The 21,171-nt window shown below is 48.2% G+C and carries 25 protein-coding genes, 3 pseudogenes and 1 riboswitch; of the genes and pseudogenes, 6 read left to right on the forward strand and 22 right to left on the reverse strand.

The window, feature by feature from the left end:
- Positions 1 to 8 precede the first annotated feature (8 nt).
- From cbiD to FYJ45_RS00865, 8 genes are all read right to left on the reverse strand, one after another.
- A complete protein-coding gene (gene cbiD / locus FYJ45_RS00830) occupies positions 9 to 1,157 on the reverse strand; it encodes a cobalt-precorrin-5B (C(1))-methyltransferase CbiD (protein ID WP_154463031.1) in 1,149 nt (382 codons plus the stop codon).
- 20 nt (positions 1,158 to 1,177) lie between these two features.
- Entirely contained in the window at positions 1,178 to 2,659 is a 1,482-nt protein-coding gene (gene cobI, locus FYJ45_RS00835) for a precorrin-2 C(20)-methyltransferase (RefSeq protein ID WP_154463032.1), read from the reverse strand.
- A 201-nt stretch (positions 2,660 to 2,860) separates the two neighbouring features.
- Positions 2,861 to 3,097, reverse strand: a riboswitch (cobalamin riboswitch).
- A 230-nt stretch (positions 3,098 to 3,327) separates the two neighbouring features.
- Positions 3,328 to 4,047, reverse strand: coding sequence for a sulfatase-like hydrolase/transferase (locus FYJ45_RS00840; protein ID WP_321170198.1), 720 nt, complete (start codon positions 4,045 to 4,047; stop codon positions 3,328 to 3,330).
- A gap of 51 nt (positions 4,048 to 4,098) precedes the next feature.
- Positions 4,099 to 4,263, reverse strand: a complete 165-nt coding sequence (locus FYJ45_RS00845; RefSeq protein WP_154463034.1) for a hypothetical protein — start codon at positions 4,261 to 4,263, stop codon at positions 4,099 to 4,101.
- A gap of 95 nt (positions 4,264 to 4,358) precedes the next feature.
- Complete coding sequence (locus FYJ45_RS00850; protein ID WP_154463035.1) at positions 4,359 to 4,595, reverse strand: hypothetical protein; 237 nt, start codon at positions 4,593 to 4,595, stop codon at positions 4,359 to 4,361.
- Positions 4,596 to 4,800: 205 nt separating this feature from the next.
- Positions 4,801 to 5,265, reverse strand: coding sequence for a DUF2461 family protein (locus FYJ45_RS29355; RefSeq protein WP_276925137.1), 465 nt, complete (start codon positions 5,263 to 5,265; stop codon positions 4,801 to 4,803).
- Positions 5,266 to 5,471: 206 nt separating this feature from the next.
- Positions 5,472 to 5,708, reverse strand: coding sequence for a hypothetical protein (locus FYJ45_RS00860; RefSeq protein ID WP_154463037.1), 237 nt, complete (start codon positions 5,706 to 5,708; stop codon positions 5,472 to 5,474).
- Positions 5,709 to 5,879: 171 nt separating this feature from the next.
- Positions 5,880 to 7,142: an ATP-binding protein gene (locus FYJ45_RS00865; protein ID WP_154463038.1), complete on the reverse strand. Its 1,263-nt coding sequence runs from the start codon at positions 7,140 to 7,142 to the stop codon at positions 5,880 to 5,882.
- 200 nt (positions 7,143 to 7,342) lie between these two features.
- On the opposite strand from FYJ45_RS00865, the gene FYJ45_RS00870 reads away from it, so the two are divergent.
- Positions 7,343 to 7,507, forward strand: coding sequence for a helix-turn-helix domain-containing protein (locus FYJ45_RS00870; protein WP_154463039.1), 165 nt, complete (start codon positions 7,343 to 7,345; stop codon positions 7,505 to 7,507).
- Positions 7,485 to 7,937: pseudogene (locus FYJ45_RS00875) on the forward strand (ABC transporter permease); the annotation flags it as partial. The gene FYJ45_RS00870 and the pseudogene FYJ45_RS00875, both read left to right, overlap by 23 nt.
- 82 nt (positions 7,938 to 8,019) lie before the next feature.
- On the opposite strand, the gene FYJ45_RS00880 reads toward FYJ45_RS00875, so the two are convergent.
- The 10 genes from FYJ45_RS00880 to FYJ45_RS00915 form a co-directional block, all read right to left on the reverse strand.
- Positions 8,020 to 8,490: a pyridoxamine 5'-phosphate oxidase family protein gene (locus FYJ45_RS00880; RefSeq protein ID WP_154463041.1), complete on the reverse strand. Its 471-nt coding sequence runs from the start codon at positions 8,488 to 8,490 to the stop codon at positions 8,020 to 8,022.
- Positions 8,487 to 8,645 (reverse strand): alpha/beta fold hydrolase, encoded by a 159-nt coding sequence (locus FYJ45_RS31630; protein WP_276925136.1) that lies wholly within the window; start codon positions 8,643 to 8,645, stop codon positions 8,487 to 8,489. The genes FYJ45_RS00880 and FYJ45_RS31630 overlap by 4 nt, the downstream gene beginning before the upstream one ends.
- A gap of 41 nt (positions 8,646 to 8,686) precedes the next feature.
- On the reverse strand, positions 8,687 to 9,133 hold the full coding sequence (locus tag FYJ45_RS30195) for an alpha/beta fold hydrolase (RefSeq protein ID WP_235930489.1): 447 nt from the start codon (positions 9,131 to 9,133) through the stop codon (positions 8,687 to 8,689).
- Positions 9,134 to 9,163: 30 nt separating this feature from the next.
- On the reverse strand, positions 9,164 to 10,840 hold the full coding sequence (locus tag FYJ45_RS00890) for a glycoside hydrolase family 3 N-terminal domain-containing protein (protein WP_321170199.1): 1,677 nt from the start codon (positions 10,838 to 10,840) through the stop codon (positions 9,164 to 9,166).
- A gap of 6 nt (positions 10,841 to 10,846) precedes the next feature.
- Entirely contained in the window at positions 10,847 to 11,326 is a 480-nt protein-coding gene (locus tag FYJ45_RS30200; protein WP_235930465.1) for a glycoside hydrolase family 3 protein, read from the reverse strand.
- 100 nt (positions 11,327 to 11,426) lie between these two features.
- Positions 11,427 to 12,266, reverse strand: a complete 840-nt coding sequence (locus tag FYJ45_RS00895) for a sugar phosphate isomerase/epimerase family protein (protein ID WP_154463042.1) — start codon at positions 12,264 to 12,266, stop codon at positions 11,427 to 11,429.
- Between the two features lie 13 nt (positions 12,267 to 12,279).
- Positions 12,280 to 12,663 (reverse strand): hypothetical protein, encoded by a 384-nt coding sequence (locus tag FYJ45_RS00900; protein ID WP_154463043.1) that lies wholly within the window; start codon positions 12,661 to 12,663, stop codon positions 12,280 to 12,282.
- Positions 12,650 to 13,126 (reverse strand): hypothetical protein, encoded by a 477-nt coding sequence (locus FYJ45_RS00905; protein WP_154463044.1) that lies wholly within the window; start codon positions 13,124 to 13,126, stop codon positions 12,650 to 12,652. Before FYJ45_RS00905 ends, FYJ45_RS00900 begins: the two co-directional genes overlap by 14 nt.
- Before the next feature lie 2 nt (positions 13,127 to 13,128).
- Positions 13,129 to 14,280 (reverse strand): AAA family ATPase, encoded by a 1,152-nt coding sequence (locus FYJ45_RS00910; RefSeq protein WP_154463045.1) that lies wholly within the window; start codon positions 14,278 to 14,280, stop codon positions 13,129 to 13,131.
- A gap of 150 nt (positions 14,281 to 14,430) precedes the next feature.
- Positions 14,431 to 15,561: a Gfo/Idh/MocA family protein gene (locus FYJ45_RS00915; RefSeq protein ID WP_154463046.1), complete on the reverse strand. Its 1,131-nt coding sequence runs from the start codon at positions 15,559 to 15,561 to the stop codon at positions 14,431 to 14,433.
- Between the two features lie 155 nt (positions 15,562 to 15,716).
- Between FYJ45_RS00915 and FYJ45_RS00920 the strand changes: the two genes are divergently transcribed.
- Positions 15,717 to 16,544, forward strand: a complete 828-nt coding sequence (locus FYJ45_RS00920; RefSeq protein ID WP_154463047.1) for a helix-turn-helix domain-containing protein — start codon at positions 15,717 to 15,719, stop codon at positions 16,542 to 16,544.
- Between the two features lie 72 nt (positions 16,545 to 16,616).
- On the opposite strand, the gene FYJ45_RS00925 is transcribed toward FYJ45_RS00920, so the two are convergent.
- The 3 genes and pseudogenes from FYJ45_RS00925 to FYJ45_RS00935 all read right to left on the reverse strand — a co-directional run.
- Positions 16,617 to 17,012, reverse strand: a complete 396-nt coding sequence (locus FYJ45_RS00925) for an ATP-binding cassette domain-containing protein (protein ID WP_276890905.1) — start codon at positions 17,010 to 17,012, stop codon at positions 16,617 to 16,619.
- 192 nt (positions 17,013 to 17,204) lie between these two features.
- The gene (locus FYJ45_RS32490) at positions 17,205 to 17,300 is read right to left on the reverse strand and encodes a helix-turn-helix domain-containing protein (RefSeq protein WP_288909410.1); all 96 of its coding nucleotides are present in this window, start codon (positions 17,298 to 17,300) and stop codon (positions 17,205 to 17,207) included.
- Positions 17,301 to 17,555: 255 nt separating this feature from the next.
- Positions 17,556 to 18,086, reverse strand: a pseudogene (locus FYJ45_RS00935) (DUF11 domain-containing protein); the annotation flags it as partial.
- A gap of 169 nt (positions 18,087 to 18,255) precedes the next feature.
- Here FYJ45_RS00935 and FYJ45_RS00940 point away from each other — a divergent pair.
- Together FYJ45_RS00940 and FYJ45_RS00945 are read left to right on the forward strand one after the other, a co-directional pair.
- Positions 18,256 to 18,780: pseudogene (locus FYJ45_RS00940) on the forward strand (response regulator transcription factor); the annotation flags it as partial.
- Complete coding sequence (locus FYJ45_RS00945; protein ID WP_154463048.1) at positions 18,770 to 19,906, forward strand: sensor histidine kinase; 1,137 nt, start codon at positions 18,770 to 18,772, stop codon at positions 19,904 to 19,906. The pseudogene FYJ45_RS00940 and the gene FYJ45_RS00945, both read left to right, overlap by 11 nt.
- 53 nt (positions 19,907 to 19,959) lie before the next feature.
- On the opposite strand, the gene FYJ45_RS29360 is transcribed toward FYJ45_RS00945, so the two are convergent.
- Positions 19,960 to 20,133, reverse strand: coding sequence for a hypothetical protein (locus FYJ45_RS29360; RefSeq protein ID WP_162162471.1), 174 nt, complete (start codon positions 20,131 to 20,133; stop codon positions 19,960 to 19,962).
- Positions 20,134 to 20,181: 48 nt separating this feature from the next.
- Here FYJ45_RS29360 and FYJ45_RS00950 point away from each other — a divergent pair, with 48 nt between their 5' ends.
- Positions 20,182 to 21,147 carry a D-alanyl-D-alanine carboxypeptidase family protein gene (locus FYJ45_RS00950; protein WP_235930466.1) on the forward strand — a complete coding sequence of 322 codons (966 nt, stop codon included), beginning with the start codon at positions 20,182 to 20,184 and terminating at the stop codon, positions 21,145 to 21,147.
- Positions 21,148 to 21,171 lie beyond the last annotated feature (24 nt).

Genomic DNA, 21,171 nt, shown 5'->3' on the forward strand with positions numbered 1-21,171 from the left:
GGTTCCGTTTACTGCGGTTCCCGTCCGTTTTCCTGCTGCAGCCGGGAAAGCAGGCTGTCCGCTCCGGGCGTTTTCCCCAGGATACCGAATTTATTGGAAAAAACCACCGCTTCTGTCTGTATGCTTCCGCCGGTGCGGTGTTCCAGATGGCCCGCTATTTTTTCCAGCAGGATCGCCATGGTTTCTTCAAAAGGGCCTTTTCCCCGGAGGATTTCCAACGCCTCCTCCGTCGTATTGGAGCGCAGCAGCGCCGCTGCCGTCCCTGCCTCGCCCCCGGCCAGAATCGCACAGGAAGCAAGGGTTTCCAGACGGGCATCCGCCCAGCGGGAATGGGTGTTCATTACGCCGGCTCCCAGTTTCACCAGCTTGCCGATATGCCCTACCAGGAGAACGCTTTCAAAACCGGTTTCCACGGCCTTATCCAGAGCTTCCCCGATATAATTGCTGCATTTCACGCTTTTTTCCTGATCCAGATGCAGCGCTTCCTTCAGAAAATCCATTCCGTAGTTTCCCGGGGTGAGAATGATTTTTTTCCATCCCTGCGCCGCCCTCTGCTTCATTTCCACTTCAATGGTGTCAAGCAGCGCCGCCTCGCTCATAGGCTCCACAATCCCCGTGGTTCCCAGGATGGAAAGCCCGCCCTCAATTCCCAGCCTGGGGTTGAAGGTTCTGCCGGCAAGTCTCACGCCCTCCGGTATGGAAATCAGGACACGGATGCCGCCGGTATAGCCGTACTGCGCGCAGATATCCTCCACCGCCCGGGTTATCATCCGCCGCGGCACTGTATTGATGGCGGCCTCCCCCACCGGCTGATCCAGCCCGGGGAGCGTGACTCTGCCTACGCCTGTGCCGCCTTCCAGCCGGAAACCATCCTCTGCTTTTTCCACGGAAGCAAAAATAAGGATCCCGTTGGTAATATCCGGATCGTCTCCGCTGTCCTTTCGTATGGCGCAGGATACCCGTTCCTTTTCCTGTAAAATTTCTTCCACATCCAGAAGAAGCTTCTGGCCGGACGGCGTCACAAGCTCCACGGTTTCCGTCCTTTGCCCGCCAAGCAGCATTTGCGCCGCCGCCTTTGCGGCCGCTGCCGCGCAGGATCCGGTGGTATAGCCGCATCTTAGCTTCTTCCTGTTTTTATATACATATTGTTCCAGCAATGCCTTTCCCTTCTCCGTGCTCAGTTTGGCTGCGGACGGATAATAATCGTGGTAAAATAGCTGCTCTTTTCCTCCGCCGCTGCGGCAGAGGCCTGTACGAAGCGCTCTCCCGGCAGTCCGCAGTCGCTGGCAATCAGGGCGTCATTTACCAGCCCGTTCTCATGCAGATACTGCCGGATCTTTCCCAGCTTACCGCCGCTTTTCATCAGCACCTTGGTGCCCTGAAGGGGGAGATAGCTTTCCAAATCCCCGCATCCTGCCGGGATTACCATTAACGGCTGGGTGCCGGAAACCAGAGGTTTTCCGGTTTTCGCCGCAATGTCGCAGAAGGAGGGAACCCCTGCGCATACTCTCACCGGGAAGCCCGCCTGCGCCGCTTTCCGGGCCACATAGGAAAAAGTGGAATAGATGGAAATATCCCCGATATTCAGCATTGCCACATTCAGCCCGTCCTTCAGGTACGCGGCAAGCTGTCCGGCAATTTTCTCATAGTTATCTTCCAGCACCTGTCTGTCACGGGACATGGGAAAATCCGTATAAACGATCTGTTTTCCCGTTAAATCCGCCGCCTGCCTTGCAATGGAGAGCGCCAGGGTATTTTCCCCTTTGGTGCGGGGAACCGCCAGCACCGGGCATTCCTGTATGAGCCGGACGGCCTTCAGCGTAAGCAGCTCCGGATCCCCCGGCCCTACGCTCACTCCGTAAAGGACGCCCCGGCAGGCTTCCTCCAGCTGCTTCAGATGTCTTACATAAAGGCTCCTGATCTCCGGGTATTCCCCCATCCCTTTTACTATGCAGCGTACCTCAAAGCCTTTTCCCTTCAGGACGCTTTTCCAGCTGCCTTCCTGCGCGCCCGCCATATCCGTATGGGCATGGTCTCCTGCCACAAGCATCAGGGGTGTCAGCACCGCCCTTTTAAAACCGCTCTTTTCCAGCTGACTTGTCACGTCCTCCAGATCGGGCTTCGCTTCCACGGTTCCCAGGAATACGTCCCCGCACTCCATCTGTGCCCACAGCTCCTGCAGCCTGGTATAAACCACATTATTTTCATGCTGGGAGCCATGTCCCATCAGGACCAGGGCTTCGCCCTCTTCTCTTGGAAAATGATTGGCATAAAAATCTGCAACTCTGTGCAGATCCTCCTCCGTATGCAATAGCGGCGCGCCGATGTCCATCCGGCGAAAGCTTCCGCGCAGGACCTCCGCCTGGGCGCACAGCTTTTCATACTCTTCTCCCGCCAGTAAATGGGTGGGCTGGATAAGAACCTCCTCAATCCCATCCGCCGCCAGTTCCCGCAGCGCGTCCTGCACATCCGGGATATGTACTCCCCGCTCTTCCCAGATCCGCATGATAACGGAACTGGTAAACGCCCTTTTCACCGGCATTCCGGGAAAATTCTCCGCAAAATCCTCTTCCAGCGCCCCTATGGTCTGCCTGCAGCTGTCTTCATAGCTTATGCCGAAGCTGACTGCCAAAATTCCTCTTTTTCTTATTTTCTCCAATGTCCTTCTCCATCCCCGTGAGCGACCGGAAGTTTCTTAAAAGCTGCTGTTAAGCACGTACAGCCGCGCAAAACAGCCATAAAAAAAGTACCGTTTTCTGCCGCCTCCACGCGCGCAAAAACCGGTACTAAAAAGCAGGCCTTTCATCCTTCTCAGATAAAAAAGCACTTCCTTTTGCACCCGGCCATCGCTCGTAACCGATGCATTCTTCATGAAGGGCAGGTCTTCTGGCTTCGGAGTCCTTACCGTATCTTTCCTTCCCGGTTTCCCAGTGGAGTTGTGTAACACCAAAATCCCCATGGATTTATGGATTACGTTTTCTGTAAGATACGGCTCGTCCGTTACAGCGGCGGGACCGCAGGGGAATTACACCCCTTTCCCTATTATCCCCGGAGCACGGCTGCTGCCGTCCGGGGCACCTCTTCATTTTCTCTTATTCCCGCCGGATGCCTGACATACAAAACTTCTGTCAGGCCGCCGCGGGGAAACTACCCGTGCTTCCATGCATGCCGCATCTGCGGCCGGGTATTTCACTGCATTACTTCGTATTATATACGACTGCCGCCCATGCCGCAATCCTTTCTTTAAACTTTTTTCTTGTACTTTTTGCAACAGGGGTAACCTTTCACTCCCAATATTTTCCGTATGCCCGCGTTATTTTACGGTTTTTACAAAATTTCCGCATTCAAAAACTCTTTTCTTAATCTGTCCCTTTGCGCTTCCTCCGGTATTGGAAACGCCAGTGGTATCTGTTCCTCAAAATCCGGCAAAAGCTCCCGCATCCCTTTCTGTACTTTTGGCGTTAAGTACTGGGCCTCAATTAAAATTCCCTTTGCCACTATCAGATAATCTATTATTCTGCCCATATATTCCTGAACGATAGGTGCATATTCCCTGTCCTGCGCCAGGTTCGTTGTTTCATCCTCCAGCCGGAACAATACCTTTTCTCCTGAAAACGGATAATATGAAAACCGGAAGGCTCTGTCACTTATGATTTTTACGCTATCGCAGAATTCACTGAACAGTTCTTTTCTCTGAAAAGTTACATCCTTCATCATCTGAATCATGGATCTTGAACAGGCGAACGTATACTGTCCGGTGGCTTCCTGCAATACGGTTGCCGGAATATCAAGATTGCTGACAAGCATATCACTGTGAACCTTCTCCGGTATCCGGCCCTGATCCATTAGAAGCATAGGGATGCCCAACTGCGCCTTATAAGGAAACGGCCCTTTCTGTCTCATATAATAATCATTACAAAGATCTCCATGATCCGCACTGAATATCATCAGCGTATTTTCCATACAGCCCTTGCTTTCCAGATAATCTAAAATTCTGCCGATTTGTCTGTCAATTTCAATTTGATCTGCCTTCGGTATAGCACAAATGTATCCGGAACAAAATCCAACCTTTCATTCCGGATACATTTTTTATATATTTTATTGCCTTGCGTCCAATACTTCCTGATAAATTTCCAGCATACGATTAACTCCCACGGCATTTAATTCGGCAAGATAATTGTCCCACACTGAATCTATATCCGTGTCGCCAAGTATCATTTCCACCATTTTTTCTTCCACATAGCTGTCAACAGCTGTTTTCAACGTCAGAATTATTATGCTGCCTCGTATTCTTATGATTTCTGCTTAAGATCTTTCCATAAAAAAAGCCTGGATTCAGACTCTTTTTTATGGCTTCACTACAGCTTCAAGCATTGCAGAATATAGCGATAGACAGACTCCGCGGAATCGAACGGCCCGGCCCCTTTTCCCAGAATATACTCTGCCGCCTCTTCCCACTCTTCCAGGGTATAATCCTCTGCCTCCATTTTCTTCAGGGCATCACAGATATCAGGCCAGTAGGCTTTATAGTGCATGTCTGATAAAAAAGTCAGCCCGGCTTTTTTTGACAAACTTTCCAGTAATGCTTTTCTCAATGTATTCCACTGTACCTCCTTTTTCCATAGGTCATTCACACTGCCCCGGCGGAAGCTATGGCAATGAAATTTTCAGAAAGGGATTTGGGAATCCTGAATTGCACCTAACAGAAATATATGCCGCCTGTCACACCTAAAATGGAGAACGCTTCCAGGTTCCGTACCCGAAAACATTCTCCAATTTAGGCCTTTTCCCATGATTAAATTACAGTGCTTCCTTTAGCATAAAATACACATCCTGCACACTATCAAATGCAACTAACATACATTCAAGCATAGCTCTCCCAAAAAACACATCGCTTAATCCATCTTCATGCACAAAAGAAATTCTCCTGCGCTCCAGCCACTCCTGCAAAACCACATCTTCTTCAGGATAACATGCTCTTTTATATTTTTCTCCCCGCACTCCCAGCAAACCAGCTTCATTAAACTTTTCAATTACTCCTTTTGCAAAATTCCTGTTATCCAATATATACTCCCGTATTTTTTCCATACCTCTTGCATCTGAATTATAGATATTCAACCCAAACTTATACCCTGTTAAAGATGCATCGAAAAAAAAGCCAGGTGCATTCTTTTTATTTACCTTGTCCAGCTTAAATCGTATGTAAAAATATTCCTTAATTAGGGCATTATTGCAAAACCGCGCATCGTTATATGCCGAAGAAATGCTTTATCTCTTATTATTCAACAAATCACTGTCTACTTTACTGAAATAACTATACAGTTCAAAATACAATTCTTCCAATGGATATTTCACACCGTCAAGATATAACATTTTATTTTCTCTATAAGTATTTTTACAATTATCTTTTCTGATTGCCTGATAATACTCTATAGTAGACTCATTAAAACCTTTAAACATTATTCATCTTCCTATTCGCCAATTATCTCTAATTCATCTGGAAATTCCCGCACAACAAGTGCACAGGTATTTGTTAATCTTATATTATTCTTTAAAGGATATGCTATTTTGCCTTTCTTTTCTCCATCCAGACAATGTACATCTAATCTCGTATTTATCAACCCCAAGTTACCATCTAAATTGTTAGAGAAAAGAAGACTCCCTGCACTCACACCGATTACCATTCCATTTGCCTTGATATACTCCAATGGCTCTTGCCAGTTTATTTATGCCCAACTCTTGAATCTAAGCTGATTTCTGAAAAATCAATTTCTAAATCTTCATAAATATTCACATATACAAACAACTTGTCAATTCTTTAGGCTATTTCAAAGGTAAAAATCCGCCTGCACAAAATGTGCCCCACCTTCCAGCTCCGTCTAAATAATCCATGCCGGTACGTACCAGTTTTTCCGGTCAACAGGAATTAAATCAGGCGGCATACATACTACCGCGCCGGTGCCAACTTTTGTTTTCAGATGCTCTGTCCCTGAAATTACATCCTCCGAAGCAGCCTCCTCTTCTATCGGATTCAGAACAGAAAAATTCTTAACAGCATCCTTAGGTGCCGAGCCTTTCTTTATTTCCACCGGATTGACAATTCCATCCTGATAAATAATCAAATCAATTTCTTTCTTATTGCTGTCCCTATAAAAATAGAGCGGCGGATTCTTTCCGGCATTTATATAACTTTTGTATATTTCAGACACCACCCAGGTTTCAAAAAACTGCCCGTCCATGGCACCGCGCTCCATAACCTCCGCACTGCTCCATCTTGTCAGATGGGAACATAATCCGGTATCCAGAAAATACATTCTCGGGGCCTTGATGACACGCTTCAGCGCATTATTGGAAAATGCAGGGATTAATGCAACCAGACCGGAAGAAACCAATATGGACATCCACTGCTTCACTGTGGGCGCTGAAACTCCAACCTCGCCCGCCAAAACATCATAATTGACATTTGTTGCGGTACGCGCTGCGACAACTGTCATAAAATTAAGGAAACTCAATTCATCCGCAACCTGAGTCATGTCTTTGATATCGCGGCTGATATATGTCTCCAGATAAGATTCATAATATTGTTCTTTATCAACATTTTCATTTTCATATAAGCGTGGCATAGCGCCTTTATAAATACGGGAAAATATCTGTGTGATATTCATAGGCTCCGTATCACTCATACGATTCATCAGTTCCGAAATGTCAACCTGAAACGGTGCAAAATGTTTCCCGCGTATTTCACTGTTGCTAAGTCCCTGCATTTTTACAATCCCTGCCCTGCCGGCCAGAGACTCCGTCACTTTTTTCATCATATGAAAGGTCTGTGAACCGGTCAGCCAAAAGTCTCCGCATGTTTTCTTCCTGTCCACATATCCCTTAATATAGTCCAATAATTCAGGCGCATACTGTACCTCATCTATTAATACGGGAGGGGCATACCTTTGCAGGAACATTTCAGGATCGCTCCTGGCAAATGCACGTATAGTCGGATTATCCAGGGAAACGATTTTTCTATTTGGATCCGCCAGCCGGGTTAACAGTGTCGTTTTTCCTACCTGCCTTGGCCCTGTTACTATTAATACGGGAAATGTTTCACTTATTTTTTTGATGGTTGGCTCTATGGTTCTTTCTATATACATAGCAGTCCTCCTACTTGTTTTGCGGAGCAAAATACGGTTTCTTTGCGTTCAGCGGATTTTCCTCCCCTAATTAGCATGTAAAAAAAATATTATATTATGCAAATCCAAAGTATAATTTTATATTTACATAAATATCACATAAAGTCAACCACTGTATCAATATAAGCTCACCATTTTGCCCTCTACAACAGTTTTACCGTATGGGGCTTGAAGTCAGCCTTTTTCACCGGACAACGCGGTGCCTGGAGCTGACGGAGGACGGACGAATTACGGTTGGCGACAGGATTACCTTAAATACACCTGCGGGGGATTTTGAATATACCATTTCCGGCCTCTATGAGGATGCGTTGTATTGGTGCCAGTAAACAGCAAATCATACGTTTTGTACGGCTTGAGGCATTGAACTGGTGTAAAACAGCAATTCCAATCGGTTGTGCCTTGGGAACCATAGCCTGCTGGATATTGTGCGCGGTTTTAAAATTTTTGGTAAAAGGCGAATGGGTGGATATGCCGCTTTTTGCAGTAAGCATAAGCGGTATTCTCAGCGGCGCTGCCGTTGGTGTTGTCACTGTATTCATTGCCGCCCATTCCCCTGCGAAGCAGGCAGCACGGGTTTCGCCAGTAGCAGCAGTATCCGGCAATGCAAATGTATCGAAAAAGGTTAGCCGCATCACAAAAATAAGGTTTTTCAAAGTGGAAACTTCTTTGGGTATTCATCATGCAACCGGCGCAAAGAAAAATCTTCTGCTTATTACAGGTTCCTTTGCCCTTATGATCGTCCTGTTTCTTGCATTTTATAATGGTCTGCTCGGAAGAAACCTATACACGCCTGCTGGGTGAACAAAACTATAAGCTCCGGCCTGCCTGGCAAAAGCTTCTACGGATGCTCCTTGCAGGACAGCTCCGTCACGTCCAGTCTGAGAATGCACACCGCTTCTGCCATCGCATCCGAAAATTCCCAGTCGTTCCTGCCGGTATTATGGCGCATGATGCTCTGCAGCGCCGCCTTTCTTTCCTCCGCTGCATCCACAAAGCTGACGCGGCCCGTACCGATTATACTCTGAAAACGCGCGGAATGATTACATGCCAGATCCCCTTCCACAAGCTCATAATTCGTATCCAGTTCAAACCCCACAGAAGGCGCTGCCGAAATCAAATCGATTTTCCTGCCTTCCCTTGCGCTGTGGAAATAGAAAATTCTCCTGCCCTCCTCTTCTTCATAACCGAAGCTCAGAGGGACAATGTAAACCTCTTTTCCGTCAAAAAAGCCCAGCCTGCAGCAATGGCTGGCTTCGATAATCTCCCGTATTTTGGCCGGTTCCGTAATTTCTCTGTCTTTTCTTCTCATACGTTTTCCTCCAAAGCTGTCTCATTCAGGAAATCCATGACCTGGCGGTTGAAATCCTCAGTTTCTTCATAAGCGCCATGTCCCAGTCCTTCATAAATTATCATTTTGCACTGCTTGATTTTTTCTGCCATTTCCGGCGCGGCATCTGTCCCCACAATTTTATCGTCGCCTCCTCCCAGGATAAGGACGGGGCAGTTTATCCCGGAAAGCTCTTCATAGGCATTATGGGTGAGGCAGGACTCCGCCTGGATGAGGAACCGGCTGAAATCCTCCGGCTTTCCCACCCTGCACAAATTTTTTCCGTATTCAATGGATGCAGCTGTTCCAGCGCCAGCCACAGATCCTCTGCCATATCCTTCGTCGTATAACCCTCTTCCAGCTTATTTTTTCTGCTGAAAATATACACCCGGTAATAGGGGGCAATTTTCCTGTAGTAAAAAGCCAGATTGACGGCCTGACCGTGAACGGTTCTCAACCCGTCGCCCAGTCCGGGCAAAATTATGAGCGGCCTGCTGCCATAGCCGAATTCCACATAATCCATGGCAGTATCCTTTATAATTACCTTATGTTCCGCAGCCTTGTAAAACAACAGCGCCTCCCGTCTGCCGCCTCCATGCGTCAGCTCTTTTTCGATAACAGCCAAGCAGGCTGAACCGTTACTGCAGTTCTTCCTTTAAATCATTCTCACTTCGCCCAGCTCCAGGCCTGACTGGCCGAAATAAAATTTCAGATACTGGTGCGGGAAACGGAATTCTCCCAAATCTGAGGAGCGTACCACCCATTCCCCCTGGGTGCCGTTGATGGTAAAGGTGATTACCACTCCATGGTTCATAAAGATAGATATAGGCACCTGGGCCAGCTCGCCCGCATCACATCTGGCTTTGATCTGAATGGCGTAAATTCCCTGATGGAGAAGCTTTACTCCCAGCACGGAGGAAGCCCCCTTCTCCGTGGAAATCCCTGAAATATCCAGCGGCGTATCCCGATCCACCTCCTGATATTTCAAATCCAGGAACTGTGCATCCTCTCCCGCGCTCTCCCTCTGCTCCTTCAGTTCTTCCTCTGAAATCCGGTTGAGGAACCGATCCATAACAGGCAGACGCATCAATACGCTGCAGATATTCCGGGCGCTGCGCAGCAGCTCGCCTCTGGTAATCCTGCCGTCGGCCAGGCCTTCCAGGGTATTGTCCTGGGCGCTGTTTGACGCAGCGTCTGATACCACCATGTATACATCGTTCTGCCCGCGCACCATGGCCGCCGTGTTGCGGGTATCTCCATCCTGTCCCTCATCGTTCATCTTCGCCCACCAGTCCGTCATCACCAGGCCGTCAAAGCCCCATTCCTTCCGCAGGATCGTGGTCAGCAGGTCATAGCTTCCGGCGGTCCACAGGCCGTTCACCGGACCGTAGGTGCTCATAATGGAGATCGCCCTGCCTTCCTTCACCGCAATCTCAAAGCCCTTCAGATAAATTTCACGCAGCGCTCTTTCTGAAATCACCGAATCCGCCAGATTTCTTGAAAATTCCTGGTTATTTCCGGCAAAATGCTTGATCGTTCCGCTGGTGCCCGCTTTTCCCATGCCCTTCAGCTGGGCTGCCGCCATTTTCCCGGTCAGATAGGGATCCTCTGAAAAATATTCGAAATTCCTTCCGTTCAGCGGATTCCTGTGGATATTCATCCCCGGCCCCAGAAGAAGGTCCACCCGGTTTCTTCTCAGCTCCAGCCCTTCCATTTCAAAGAGGGCTTCTACCAGTGATTCATTAAAAGTACAGGCCAGGCAGGTCCCGTTGGGCAGGCTGAAGGCATGGGTGCCGCAGTCCATACGTATGCCGGAAGGGCCGTCGGCGCAGCAGCCCACCGGGATGCCGAAGTCCTTCAGCCTGTCAGTCACGCCGCCGAAGGCGCCTGCCGTTCCCGGCGTCACTTTGGGGGAACACATTCCTTCCCCGCGCACGATACAGGCAAGATCCTTATCGGTCAGCTGGGAAAGGAATTCGTCCAGTTCCAGGGAATCATCAGCCTCTTCCGCCGTCTTTTTATCGCAGACAGCCTCCGGCTTCAAGCGGAAAAACGGAGTCACAGGCGCCAGCGCTTCCTCAAGCTGCTGTGTCACCTTCAGCTCCGGCTGCGTAAAGGAGCCGCATAAAGCGGCGCTTCTCACATCCTCTCCCGCAAAAAAACGGTAAGTGCCTTCCTCTAAGACATAACAGGATTTATGTCCCGTCGCGCCGCTGTCATCATAGGAAGCCAATTCCTTTTTCCATATCGTAAACGGAAGCTCTTCTTTTTCTCCCGGCATAAGCACCCTGGTCTTGGCAAACGAGGCCAGGCTGCGCAGCGGCTTCCCCAGAACTCCCTAGGGCGGGTTAACATAGACCTGCACTACCTGGCGGCCAGGAAATTCTCCCTCATTCGCAACTGCTATTTTTAAGGATACGGAATCGCTGTCCTCTTCAAATTCCAGTGTTTCCATGGAAAAATGTGTATAGGACAATCCAAATCCGAACGGGTAAAGCACTTTGTCTTTGGCTGTTGTTTCAAAATAACGGTATCCCACGTAGATGTCTTCCGTATAAAAATTCCTGTACTGATCACCAAAGCAGGAGGAGGACGGGTAATCTTCTATGGAACGGGCGATAGTATCGCTCAGACGGCCACAGGGGTTTACCCTACCGGCCAGCACGTCGGCAACGCCGCTGCCGCCCTCCATTCCGCCCTGCCATACATAAAGAACAGCGGAGGGCTTACAGGTCTCCACCCATTTCATATCAATGATATTCCCCACATTCAAAAGTACCGCCGTCCTGGTAAAATGTCTGCTTACCGTACGGATCATGGCCTCCTCTTCTTCCGTAAGCAGGTAGCTTCCCGGTTCAGCCTTGGTATCCTGATCCTTTTTATCAGCAGTTCAATATGATAACGGTTCCGCAGAGCGCTTAATTGCACATACGGATTCCGGCTTTTTCCAGCCTTGCCTTCAGATAGGCGATGCTTTCCAGATATTCATCGTCCGAATGGAGATGCTCAATGATCATGGGCATCTGCGGGTTTACTCTGTCCGCCAGCCGGGCATATTTTTCCAGATTCAGAATTCCTTCCCCGCAGGCTGTCTCCTTCAGCTGGAAGGTAAACTCCGCCTGAAGGCATACGTCCTTAATGTGGCAGCTTTTGATATGGTTCCCCAGCTTATCGAAGCATTTTTCCATAAAGTCTTCATTATTAAAATATTTTTCCGGACTGGTAATCCAGTTTGCCAGATCCATGTGCACTGCAAACCGTTCTCTGTCCACAGCCGTAATCAGGCGTTCATATTCCTCCGGATCCTTTGGCACCATCCAGGGCATAGGTTCAATCGTATAGTATGTATTCACCGGCACGGCGGCATCGATGATCTCCTGGATGGATTTCACCGTCTTTTCCCAATGCTCTTCGGAGAAATTCTCCTTATAGGCGCCGTCCCATCTGCTCCCTGTGCTTCCGGCGATATTTACACAGCAGTTAGCGCCTATTTTGTCCGCCAGCTTCAGCTGTCCGATGCAGCGCTCCATGGCCGCCCTGCGCTCTGTTTCTGCCGGCGCCACCGGATTGCACCAGGCGCCCACCTCCGCAATGACAAGGCCGGCCTTTTTTGCCGCCCCTGCATAAGCGTCAATCAGTTCCTCCGGCGCCGTATAATCCACCGGGAACACTACTGCCCCGCAGCCCAGCTCTTTCATTTTCTCCGCCCATTGTGACGGGGTATCATGCTTTAATGATGAAGATAATCCAATCCGCATATAGTTTGCTCCTTTACAATTTATATTCATCCTGTTCTAACAACTGAAAATTATAATCAGGTATAAAAAACACATATGTATTCAACACCCAAATAAAGCCCTGCTCTTTATCCCGGCTCACATTATTTTGCACTCTAAGAATTTCCTTTAAATCTAATGAGATAAAGCAATCTTTCAGTAAACCGGATTCGATTTCATACATTCCTCTTAGTATCTTATTCGCTTTACAAATATTATGACGAATGATATGAACAAACAAATATCTTGTATATCTATAGTAAGCTAAACCTGCAGAAAGATATCCACACTGCTGCAAAGTATCCGCCAACTGATACTTTGCGGTAACCAGGCTCCTGCCCATCACTACAACAGATAAAATAGTTTCAATCTGCTCCAACAAGAAATTTGTTTCTTTTATACTCAGCAGTCACCAGGTTTTTATATTGTAGCCCTGGCTGTAAATTTACCGGAACACTTCTGTCTGCATAATCGCTATCTGGAATAGCCAGCAGATGCTGATACGATTCAATCATAGGATAATTCAAATAGAGTTGACCCGCGTCAGCCGAATCCACAAAATATGTCTGCATTTTCAATATCTTTTCTTCAGAAAAATTAGGATCATGACGTCCGTAATCAAATACCAGCACTATATTAATAAAATCGGTTTTACGAACCGGTGTTTTATATCCCTTCTTTTTACTTACAATAAATGGTAAATCCACCTCCTCCCAATCATCTTCGTATTCTCTGTTGATATCCAAATAAAGCTGATAAATATTTGTTCCATAAACAATAACATCATCCAAATCCCACAATAAACAAGTGCTGACGACGCTGTCTGGGTCTAAACCAATCATAATTACTCATATCGTTCGAATTCCCCACTGATGTACATCTTTTCCAGATTATGTCCTTCTCTTAATTCTCTTACAGTAGCATTGCTCAATGCAGTTAGACTTCCGCTGCCGGACAATATAAAAAGGCAATCCGGCCGCATAAACCGGTTTGTCATTAAGTTTGTATTATGCGTCGTCATTATAATCTGACACTGCGGAAATTTTTTTTTTAAAAATTTTATGATATTTTCAGACATTTCATAATGGTAAAAAGCATCGAATTCATCAAGATACATTACAGTAGCTGTTTTTCCCATTTCAAAACGGCGGTACAGATTAGTAAGAGCGATAGTACCGCTCGATGCATTTTCATAAAAAGGCAATAATTGCTCATGTTTGAAATACAATTGATTCTGTCCGTCCGGCAGCTGCTTTATTACCAAACTGCACGCAATCCCCATAATATTTAAAAACTCTTCAAAGTCTTTCAATGCATCATTGTCAGTCAGCATTTCTAAAAACGATTCATTCATTCTGCGAGGTCCATTCATCATGGAACTGCCTACAGTAATCATTACCATACGCTTAATGAAGTCGTCTAACTTTAATAAAACAGAATCGCCCGGCAATGCCGTATTATTTATTAACCATCTTAAAAAAGGTAACATGGAAACCGAACCTTCATTTTCTTCAGGTAATGCCATTGACTGCATATATCTTTCAATTATAACAGTATCCGCATCTAAATATTTGAGATTACTAAAATCTGCATCCAAAGAATCAAAATTATAGTAGAAACATCGGATACCATTCAGCAATAATTCTTCATCCAGTAAAATTGTTTCTGACCTTTTTCTATACTTATAAATTAACTCATCCCCATCGAATAAAAAAGTATAGGCAAATTCTGCATATTCCTCTGCCGAATCAGCATTCAAATAGTTTCCTTCCTGGTTTCTTACAAATCTTACTAAAGCCAAATTATCCCTGATATCTAATAGTGCTTTTCCAAAATTGGTTTTACCGGTCGCATTTCTGCCATAGATAATCATCTTGCTGATTAGCTGTTCAGTTATACAGTCCGTACTAAACTGGTAGCCGTCAACATTACTGAAATCAATCATAATTTTTTCTTTAAAATTTTTATAATTTGTCACTTCAAATCTCTTTAACATATATCAGCTACCTTCTTTCCTAAAAACCTGATAACCTCAGTATACCCTTTTTCTTCTAAAGCAGCAATATGGTGCCGTAAAAAAATTACGGCACCATACGTCAAATTATTGTTATTTGCAACTGCTATTTTACCATATAAAACTCAGGCTTTAAAACTCCGGCACCACAACCTCCGCCCCATCCTTCATGGCAGAAATATGCGCGCAGATTCCCGCCGCGGTAATATTGCCTCCCAGCACCTCGTCCACCGCAGGCTTCCTGTCTTCCAGAATGCTTTTGAGGAATTCATTCACCAGATGGGGATGCGACCCGTGATGGCCGCCCGCCGCGCCGCTGATAAGGGAATCCTGGGGATTGAGCGGATCATAATTGCCGCCTACCGTATGCTTCTGGATTTCCCTGGGCAGCATCTCATAAAAGTTGGGCATCACCCGCGCCTCCACCGACGTGGTTCCGCCTCTTCTTCCATCCTCCGCCCTCTGCGCGGTTGTAATCACCGGATCATCATCGTCTGCAAAGCCCCATTCAAAGCTCGCTTCACTGCCGTAAATAAACATGCCCTCCTGATAAACCCTGGCCGTTTCAAACAGCGTCCTTGTAGCCTCCCCCTTCAGCCCGTTTTCAAAGGAGAAGATTGCCGTTTCCACAGGATACGGGTTCTGGTACTGTCTGGTAAGCCATTCCTCCATAGTGCCGGAGCCGAAGCAATGCACCTTCTGTATCCTCGATCCTGCCATAACCCGCATGGGCGCGATGGCATGGGTCCCGTACCACATCGGGGGAAGCCCCATCCAGTAGGAAGGCCAGTTCGCCATATCCTGATAATGGGAGCCGCGCAGAAACTGAATTTTACCGAATTCCCCGTTTTCCAGCATCTGCCTGGCATAAAAGAACTGCCTGGTATAAAGCGTGGTTTCCATCATCATATATTTTTTCCCGCTTCTTCTCACCGCGGCGGTAATCCGCTCCAGATCCTCCAGGGATGTCGCCATCGGCACGGTGCAGGCACAGTGCTTTCCGGAATCCAGCACGGCCACCGTCTGTTCGGCATGCAGCGGAATCGGCGTTACCAGATGAACCGCATCCACTTCCTTATCCCGCAGTATTTCATCAAAACTGTGATACTGCCTTTGAATGCCGTGCGTCCGGGCGAATTCCTCCATCCGCCCGGTATCCGTGTCAAAAATCCCAATGTTCCCTACGGCGGGATGATCCTTATAAATCGGGACAAACGCCCCTCCAAAGCCCAGACCCACAAGCACTACATTTAATTTTTTCATCCTTCATTCTTCCTTTCCCCATTCCTTACGGCGCAGACCTGTCTGTCCTGCCGCGGTTTTCTATAGTATAAAAAATCCTCCCGCCAACGTCCATTGACAAAGAGGAATAAAAATGTATATTATGGACTCATACTAAAAAAAGAAGGTGATTGCGGATGCCCTTTTACAGCTTCGGATCCCCCAGGAAAATCAGCGCGGCAAGCTATATTTACTATGCCCAGGGCTGTCTCCATCCGGACCGTGTCATGCAGGAGCACGATTTTGTATATATGCTAAATGGACAATGGGAAATCTTCCAGGGCAGGGAAGCCTTTTTCATGGAAAACGACGATGTGCTCATACTGCACGCCGGACAGCATCACTTCGGCGTCAGGGACTGCCTCCCCGGGACGCAGACCATATACTTCCATATCGGCGCCGGACATAAGGATACCTTCCAATGCGGTAAGGAAACACCCTCCGAAGGCGCGCTTCTTCCCCCTCTGATTCACTGCGGCGGCCGGCCGCGGGTAAGGCTGCTGTTTCAGGAGCTTGTCTCCATCTGGCATGAGCCTGCGCTCCAGCGGGACCGGAAGCTGGACACGCTGTTTGAACTGCTGCTTCTGGAGCTGGAGGAATGCTGCGGACAGGAAGCGCATTGTCATGATGAAATACTGCTGCGGTCCGTTTCCCTGCTAGCCCAAAATCCACAGAAGTTCTTTACCGTGGGGGAGCTTTCGGATCTTCTTGGCATCTGCGCCAGGACGCTGAACCGGCGTTTTCAGCTCCAATATGGAAAAACCTTCTATAAATACCAGATGGAAGAAAAAATGCATATGGTCCAGCAGTTCCTCCTGGATTATCCTGAGGCAAAGCTGCAGACGGTGGCTGTCAATTTCGGCTTCTATGACGAATTCCACTTAAACAGGGCCTTCCGCAAATATACAGGAATGCCTCCCGGGCAGTACCGGAAGGCAAATATCACAAATTTCCCGGGGCTTTGAATTCCAGGATAATTGTCAGCTGCCCGGTTTCCACCGCCGCGGCAGCGCTTCCTCCCAGTGTTTCCGGCTGTTTTACGGGATTGGTAAACGTGATCCTGTTTCCCTGTCTTTTAATTTCCAGCCGCCCGCTTCCGTAACGCAACGCATTCTGCAGCAGGTTGGAAAAAATCCGGCGCAGCGCTTCCTCCGATCCCCAGACGCCTCTTTCCTCTTCTCCAGGCAGACCGCCTTCTGCATCATATTATCTTCCGCGCCCAGTCCGGGATAAATGCCGGGACTTTCAATCAGGATCCCTGTCCTTTTTCTGGACACGCTGTCCGTAACCGGCCTTCCAAATATGGCAATCTCTCCCGACGTGGGAGCCGCCAGCGAACACAGCATCTTCAGCGCCGTTGATTTTCCGGCTCCATTTTTTCCTATAAATCCGTAAATATCACCCTCATGGGCCGTCATCGACAATTCATCCACCGCACTTTTTTTCCCATAAACTTTAGAAAGCGCCCTTGTCCTCCTTCTTTGATATCCCGTAACCTTCCGGTGCCTTCACAGCTGATGTGAAAATTTATCTATAGCTGCCAGTCTGCCGTCAATTACGATACCTCTACTATCTCAGAAACAGATAGAGAAATCGCATAGAAAAGATAAAGAAAGTATTAAATGTTATTCTGTCAGCTTAAATCCGGTTTCCCATACAGTGGAAATATAGTCCCCGGCGCCTGCCGAGCGCAGCTTTGCCCGGATGTTGCTCACATGCACATTGATCGTCTATCCGTATCATCCTGTTCTCCTGCCCCTCCGTCTGCGGCCCATAAGTCAAAACCCAACCGTTTCCGCCGGCTTTACGTCTCATCTTATCATAAAAGCGCAGACGATACAAACCGCAGCCCCAAAGACAGCCTTCGCAGACGCAAAAAACCCGGTGCGCAGTCCGCATCAATGCACGGTGCACACCAGGGTTTCTGTGCAAATGTCATATTAATATCGTTTTAAGGAAGGAACCGGTTCTGCCCGTTATATCTCCTCAGTCAGTGCACAGTCCTCCATCTGTGTGGAAACATTCTGCAGCTTGGCTTGCAAAATGCTTTCATACCTGGTAATGGTTCCCACCAGGTTTGCCACCGACCTGTTAAGCCGGAACAGCTCCTCCGTCGTTACCCCTTCTATCCCAATAAACTCCTGCATCCGGGCCAGCGCCGCTTCCTGCAAAGCCACGGAGCCTACCAAATCCACAGGCGCCTGGCATCTGGGAGTCAAGATTCCTGAAACAACGGTTGATAAATTGTTTTCGGGCCGGGGATCCGGTGTGGAAGAGACCACACGCGCCGTATTGACGATTCTTCCCGCAGCTTCCGCCATGACGGTCCCGCGGATGAGAATGGTCCGGGAGCTTCCCGCGGCCAATACGCCCAGGTTCAGGCTTCCGGTCCAGGGATTGAATACAGTCCCGCCGTCCGCAGAAAATTCCACGCCCATAAGGCTTCCGGGAACCGGATCCGTCAGCACCACATTTTCAGCCTCGGAAGGGTCCGCATTGGATACCGTAACCGTATAGGTCTACGCCGCAAATACCACGCATCGTGATACATAAATGCACATTAAGGCCTCCTGTGTAAAAATCTTAATATTTTGTTAGGAAAATAATCATTTTCAACACCTTTTTTTCTGATAATATTAAGACTGAGACGGGAGGTCATTTACATGAGTGAAAAAAAACGGCTTTCAGCTGTGCCGTGAAATCAGGGAACAGTATACCTATCCGGTGATAATGCTCACGGCCAAAGGGGAAGAAATTGATAAAATAAACGGCCTGACCCTCGGGGCCGATGATTATATTACCAAGCCCTTCCGCCCGCTGGAGCTCATTGTCCGGGTAAAAGCGCAGCTGCGGCGTTATAAACTCTACAATACCGGAGCCGGGCCGGAGGAACCCCAGGATCTGATCACACATTCCGGACTTGTTTTAAATGCCAAAACCCATGAATGTACGCTGAATGAAAAACCGCTTTCCCTGACGCCCACGGAATTTTCCATTCTCTGCATCCTGTGCCGCCAGAAAGGAAATGTGGTGAGCGCGGAGGATTTATTCCGCCAAATCTGGAAGGACGAATATTACAGCAAATGCAACAATACCATCACTGTCCATATCCGCCATCTGCGGGAAAAGATGGGGGATTCTTTTGAAGATCCCAAATATATCAAAACGGTCTGGGGGTGCGGATATAAAATTGAAGCGTAAATTTTCTGCCGGCCTGAAATTCGTCTGTGCCGTCATCGCCGGCCTTTTGTTCTGTTATCTTTTATATTTTCTGGTGGACAGGGTATTTAATGGCAGCTTTCTTGACTGGTTCAGCCGGAATTATATGATCACAAGAAGCACCTATTTAAACGAAGCGGGTCAGGAAGGCATCGTCCGGGAGCCAGACTGGTATTCGCTTAAAATCCTTTTGCTGCGGGTGTTTTGCGCCCTGGTAATCCTCTGGATCGGTTCTGTTTTTCTCATTTCCCGGCTCTACGCCGCCAAAAAGATCCGCGCCACCCTGCAGGAAACAGGTGCTATGATCCGCAGCTATATGGCGCAGGAAAAGGATGTAAACGATATCTTCCCCCCGGAATATGCAGGCATTTCAACACAGCTTGTACAGACAAAAACCACCATGCTGCGCCATGAACAGCTCATGAAGGAGGAGGCAGCCAGAAAAAATGATCTGATCACCTATCTTGCCCATGATCTGAAAACTCCCCTCACCTCTGTCATAGGCTATCTGAGCCTTCTGGACGAAGCCCCCGATATGCCTGAAAAACAAAAAGCCCGCTATATCCATATCGCTCTGGACAAGGCCAACCGTCTGGAAAAGCTTATCAATGAATTTTTTGAAATCACCCGTTATAATCTGCAGCAGATCGTTCTTGAGAAGGAAACCTTTGATCTTTATTACCTGCTCGTCCAACTCACCGATGAATTCTATCCGGTGCTTACCGCCCATGGCAATACCATCCGCCTGCTGGCGGATGAAAACAGCAGGCTGTACGGCGATCCAGGGAAGCTGGCCAGAGTCTTTAACAATATTCTAAAAAATGCGGTATATTACAGCTATCCCGATACGGCCATCGAAATCATGACGGAATATCTGCCGGACCAGGTCACCATATTGTTCCGAAATCGGGGAAAAACCATCCCGCCACAAAAGCTTCAATCCATTTTTGACAAATTCTTCCGTCTGGATGACGCCCGGGCCACCAACACCGGCGGCGCAGGCCTGGGACTTTCCATCGCGCGGGAAATCATCACACTGCATGGCGGGACGATTACGGCGGACAGTGCGCAGGAGCTGACCACCTTCCGGGTCACCCTGCCCCGCTGATAAGAGAATCTTAAGTTTTTCTCAGGAAAGCTTAGGAAAAAAGCAATGGAAAGTTAAAGCACGAAAGGCATCTGCTCATTACAATAAACATAGTAACCGTTCAGTCCCATCGAGGTTACAAATAATGCGCAGATGCCTGTAAGCGTCCAGTTATCAGGATCCTTACACTTTTCTGTAATCCATGAAGAAAGGCAGCCATACTTATGAGAGAGGTCAATTACAACCACAGAAATACATCCCGCAGACGCAGGAGGCGGAGAAAAAAATCGCACAGGATGAGCCCGGCACATAAGGTCACAGCACTTGTCAGCCTTATTTTTATCCTTCTTTTTGCCGCAGCGGTTAAATTCTGCCTGCTTCCGGCCATTACCGGCTCTGGCATGGAAAGCTACAACGCTCCGCCCTCCTCCCTTATTTCCACAGAAGAGACGAAGGCTGCTTCTCCGGCCGTAACTATGGACACGCTGTACAGCCCCTGTGCCATCCTGAAGGAACTGAATTCCGGAGACATACTTGCATCCCGCAATGCATCGGAACGTATTTACCCCGCATCCCTGACAAAAATAATGACAGCACTGCTGGCCATTGAAAACACACCGGATCTGGATCAGCCAATAGGGCTTCCCGAGGAGCTTTTTTCTGAATTATATTTCAGACACGCCTCCGTAGCGGGCTTCCAGCCCGGCGAATCCGTAAAGGGCAGGGATCTGCTTTACGGCATACTTCTTCCCTCCGGCGCAGAATGCTGCCTGGCCTTTGCCAACGCCATATCCGGCTCTGAGGAAGCCTTCACAATACTAATGAACCGCAAGGCAGAAGAACTTGGCATGAAAAATACACGCTTTGCCAATTCCACCGGACTGCATGAAGAGGGCCTATACTCCACGGCGGAGGATATTTTCCTCCTTCTTGCATACGCCCTGGGCAATGAAGAATTCCGGAAGGTTTTCACCACAAGCCGCTACACCACCTCCCCAAGCGACATCCACCCGGACGGTATCACCTTTACCAGCTCCATGTTCCAGTCCCTGGACAGCGCTTCTGTCCCCGGCGGTGAAATCCTGGGCGGAAAAACCGGCTACACCAGCGAAGCCGGCCTGTGCCTGGCCAGCCTCGCCCTTATCAACGACAGGGAATATATCCTTGTCACCGCAGGCGCTGCCGGAGATCATCAGACTGACCCCTACCATATTCTGGACGCCCAGAATATTTATGGACAGCTTGGCAGGCAGGCTGAGTAAGCAAAGAAACCGCCTCTGACAAAA

This window comes from Eisenbergiella porci (genome assembly GCF_009696275.1).
Lineage (GTDB): Bacteria > Bacillota > Clostridia > Lachnospirales > Lachnospiraceae > Eisenbergiella > Eisenbergiella porci.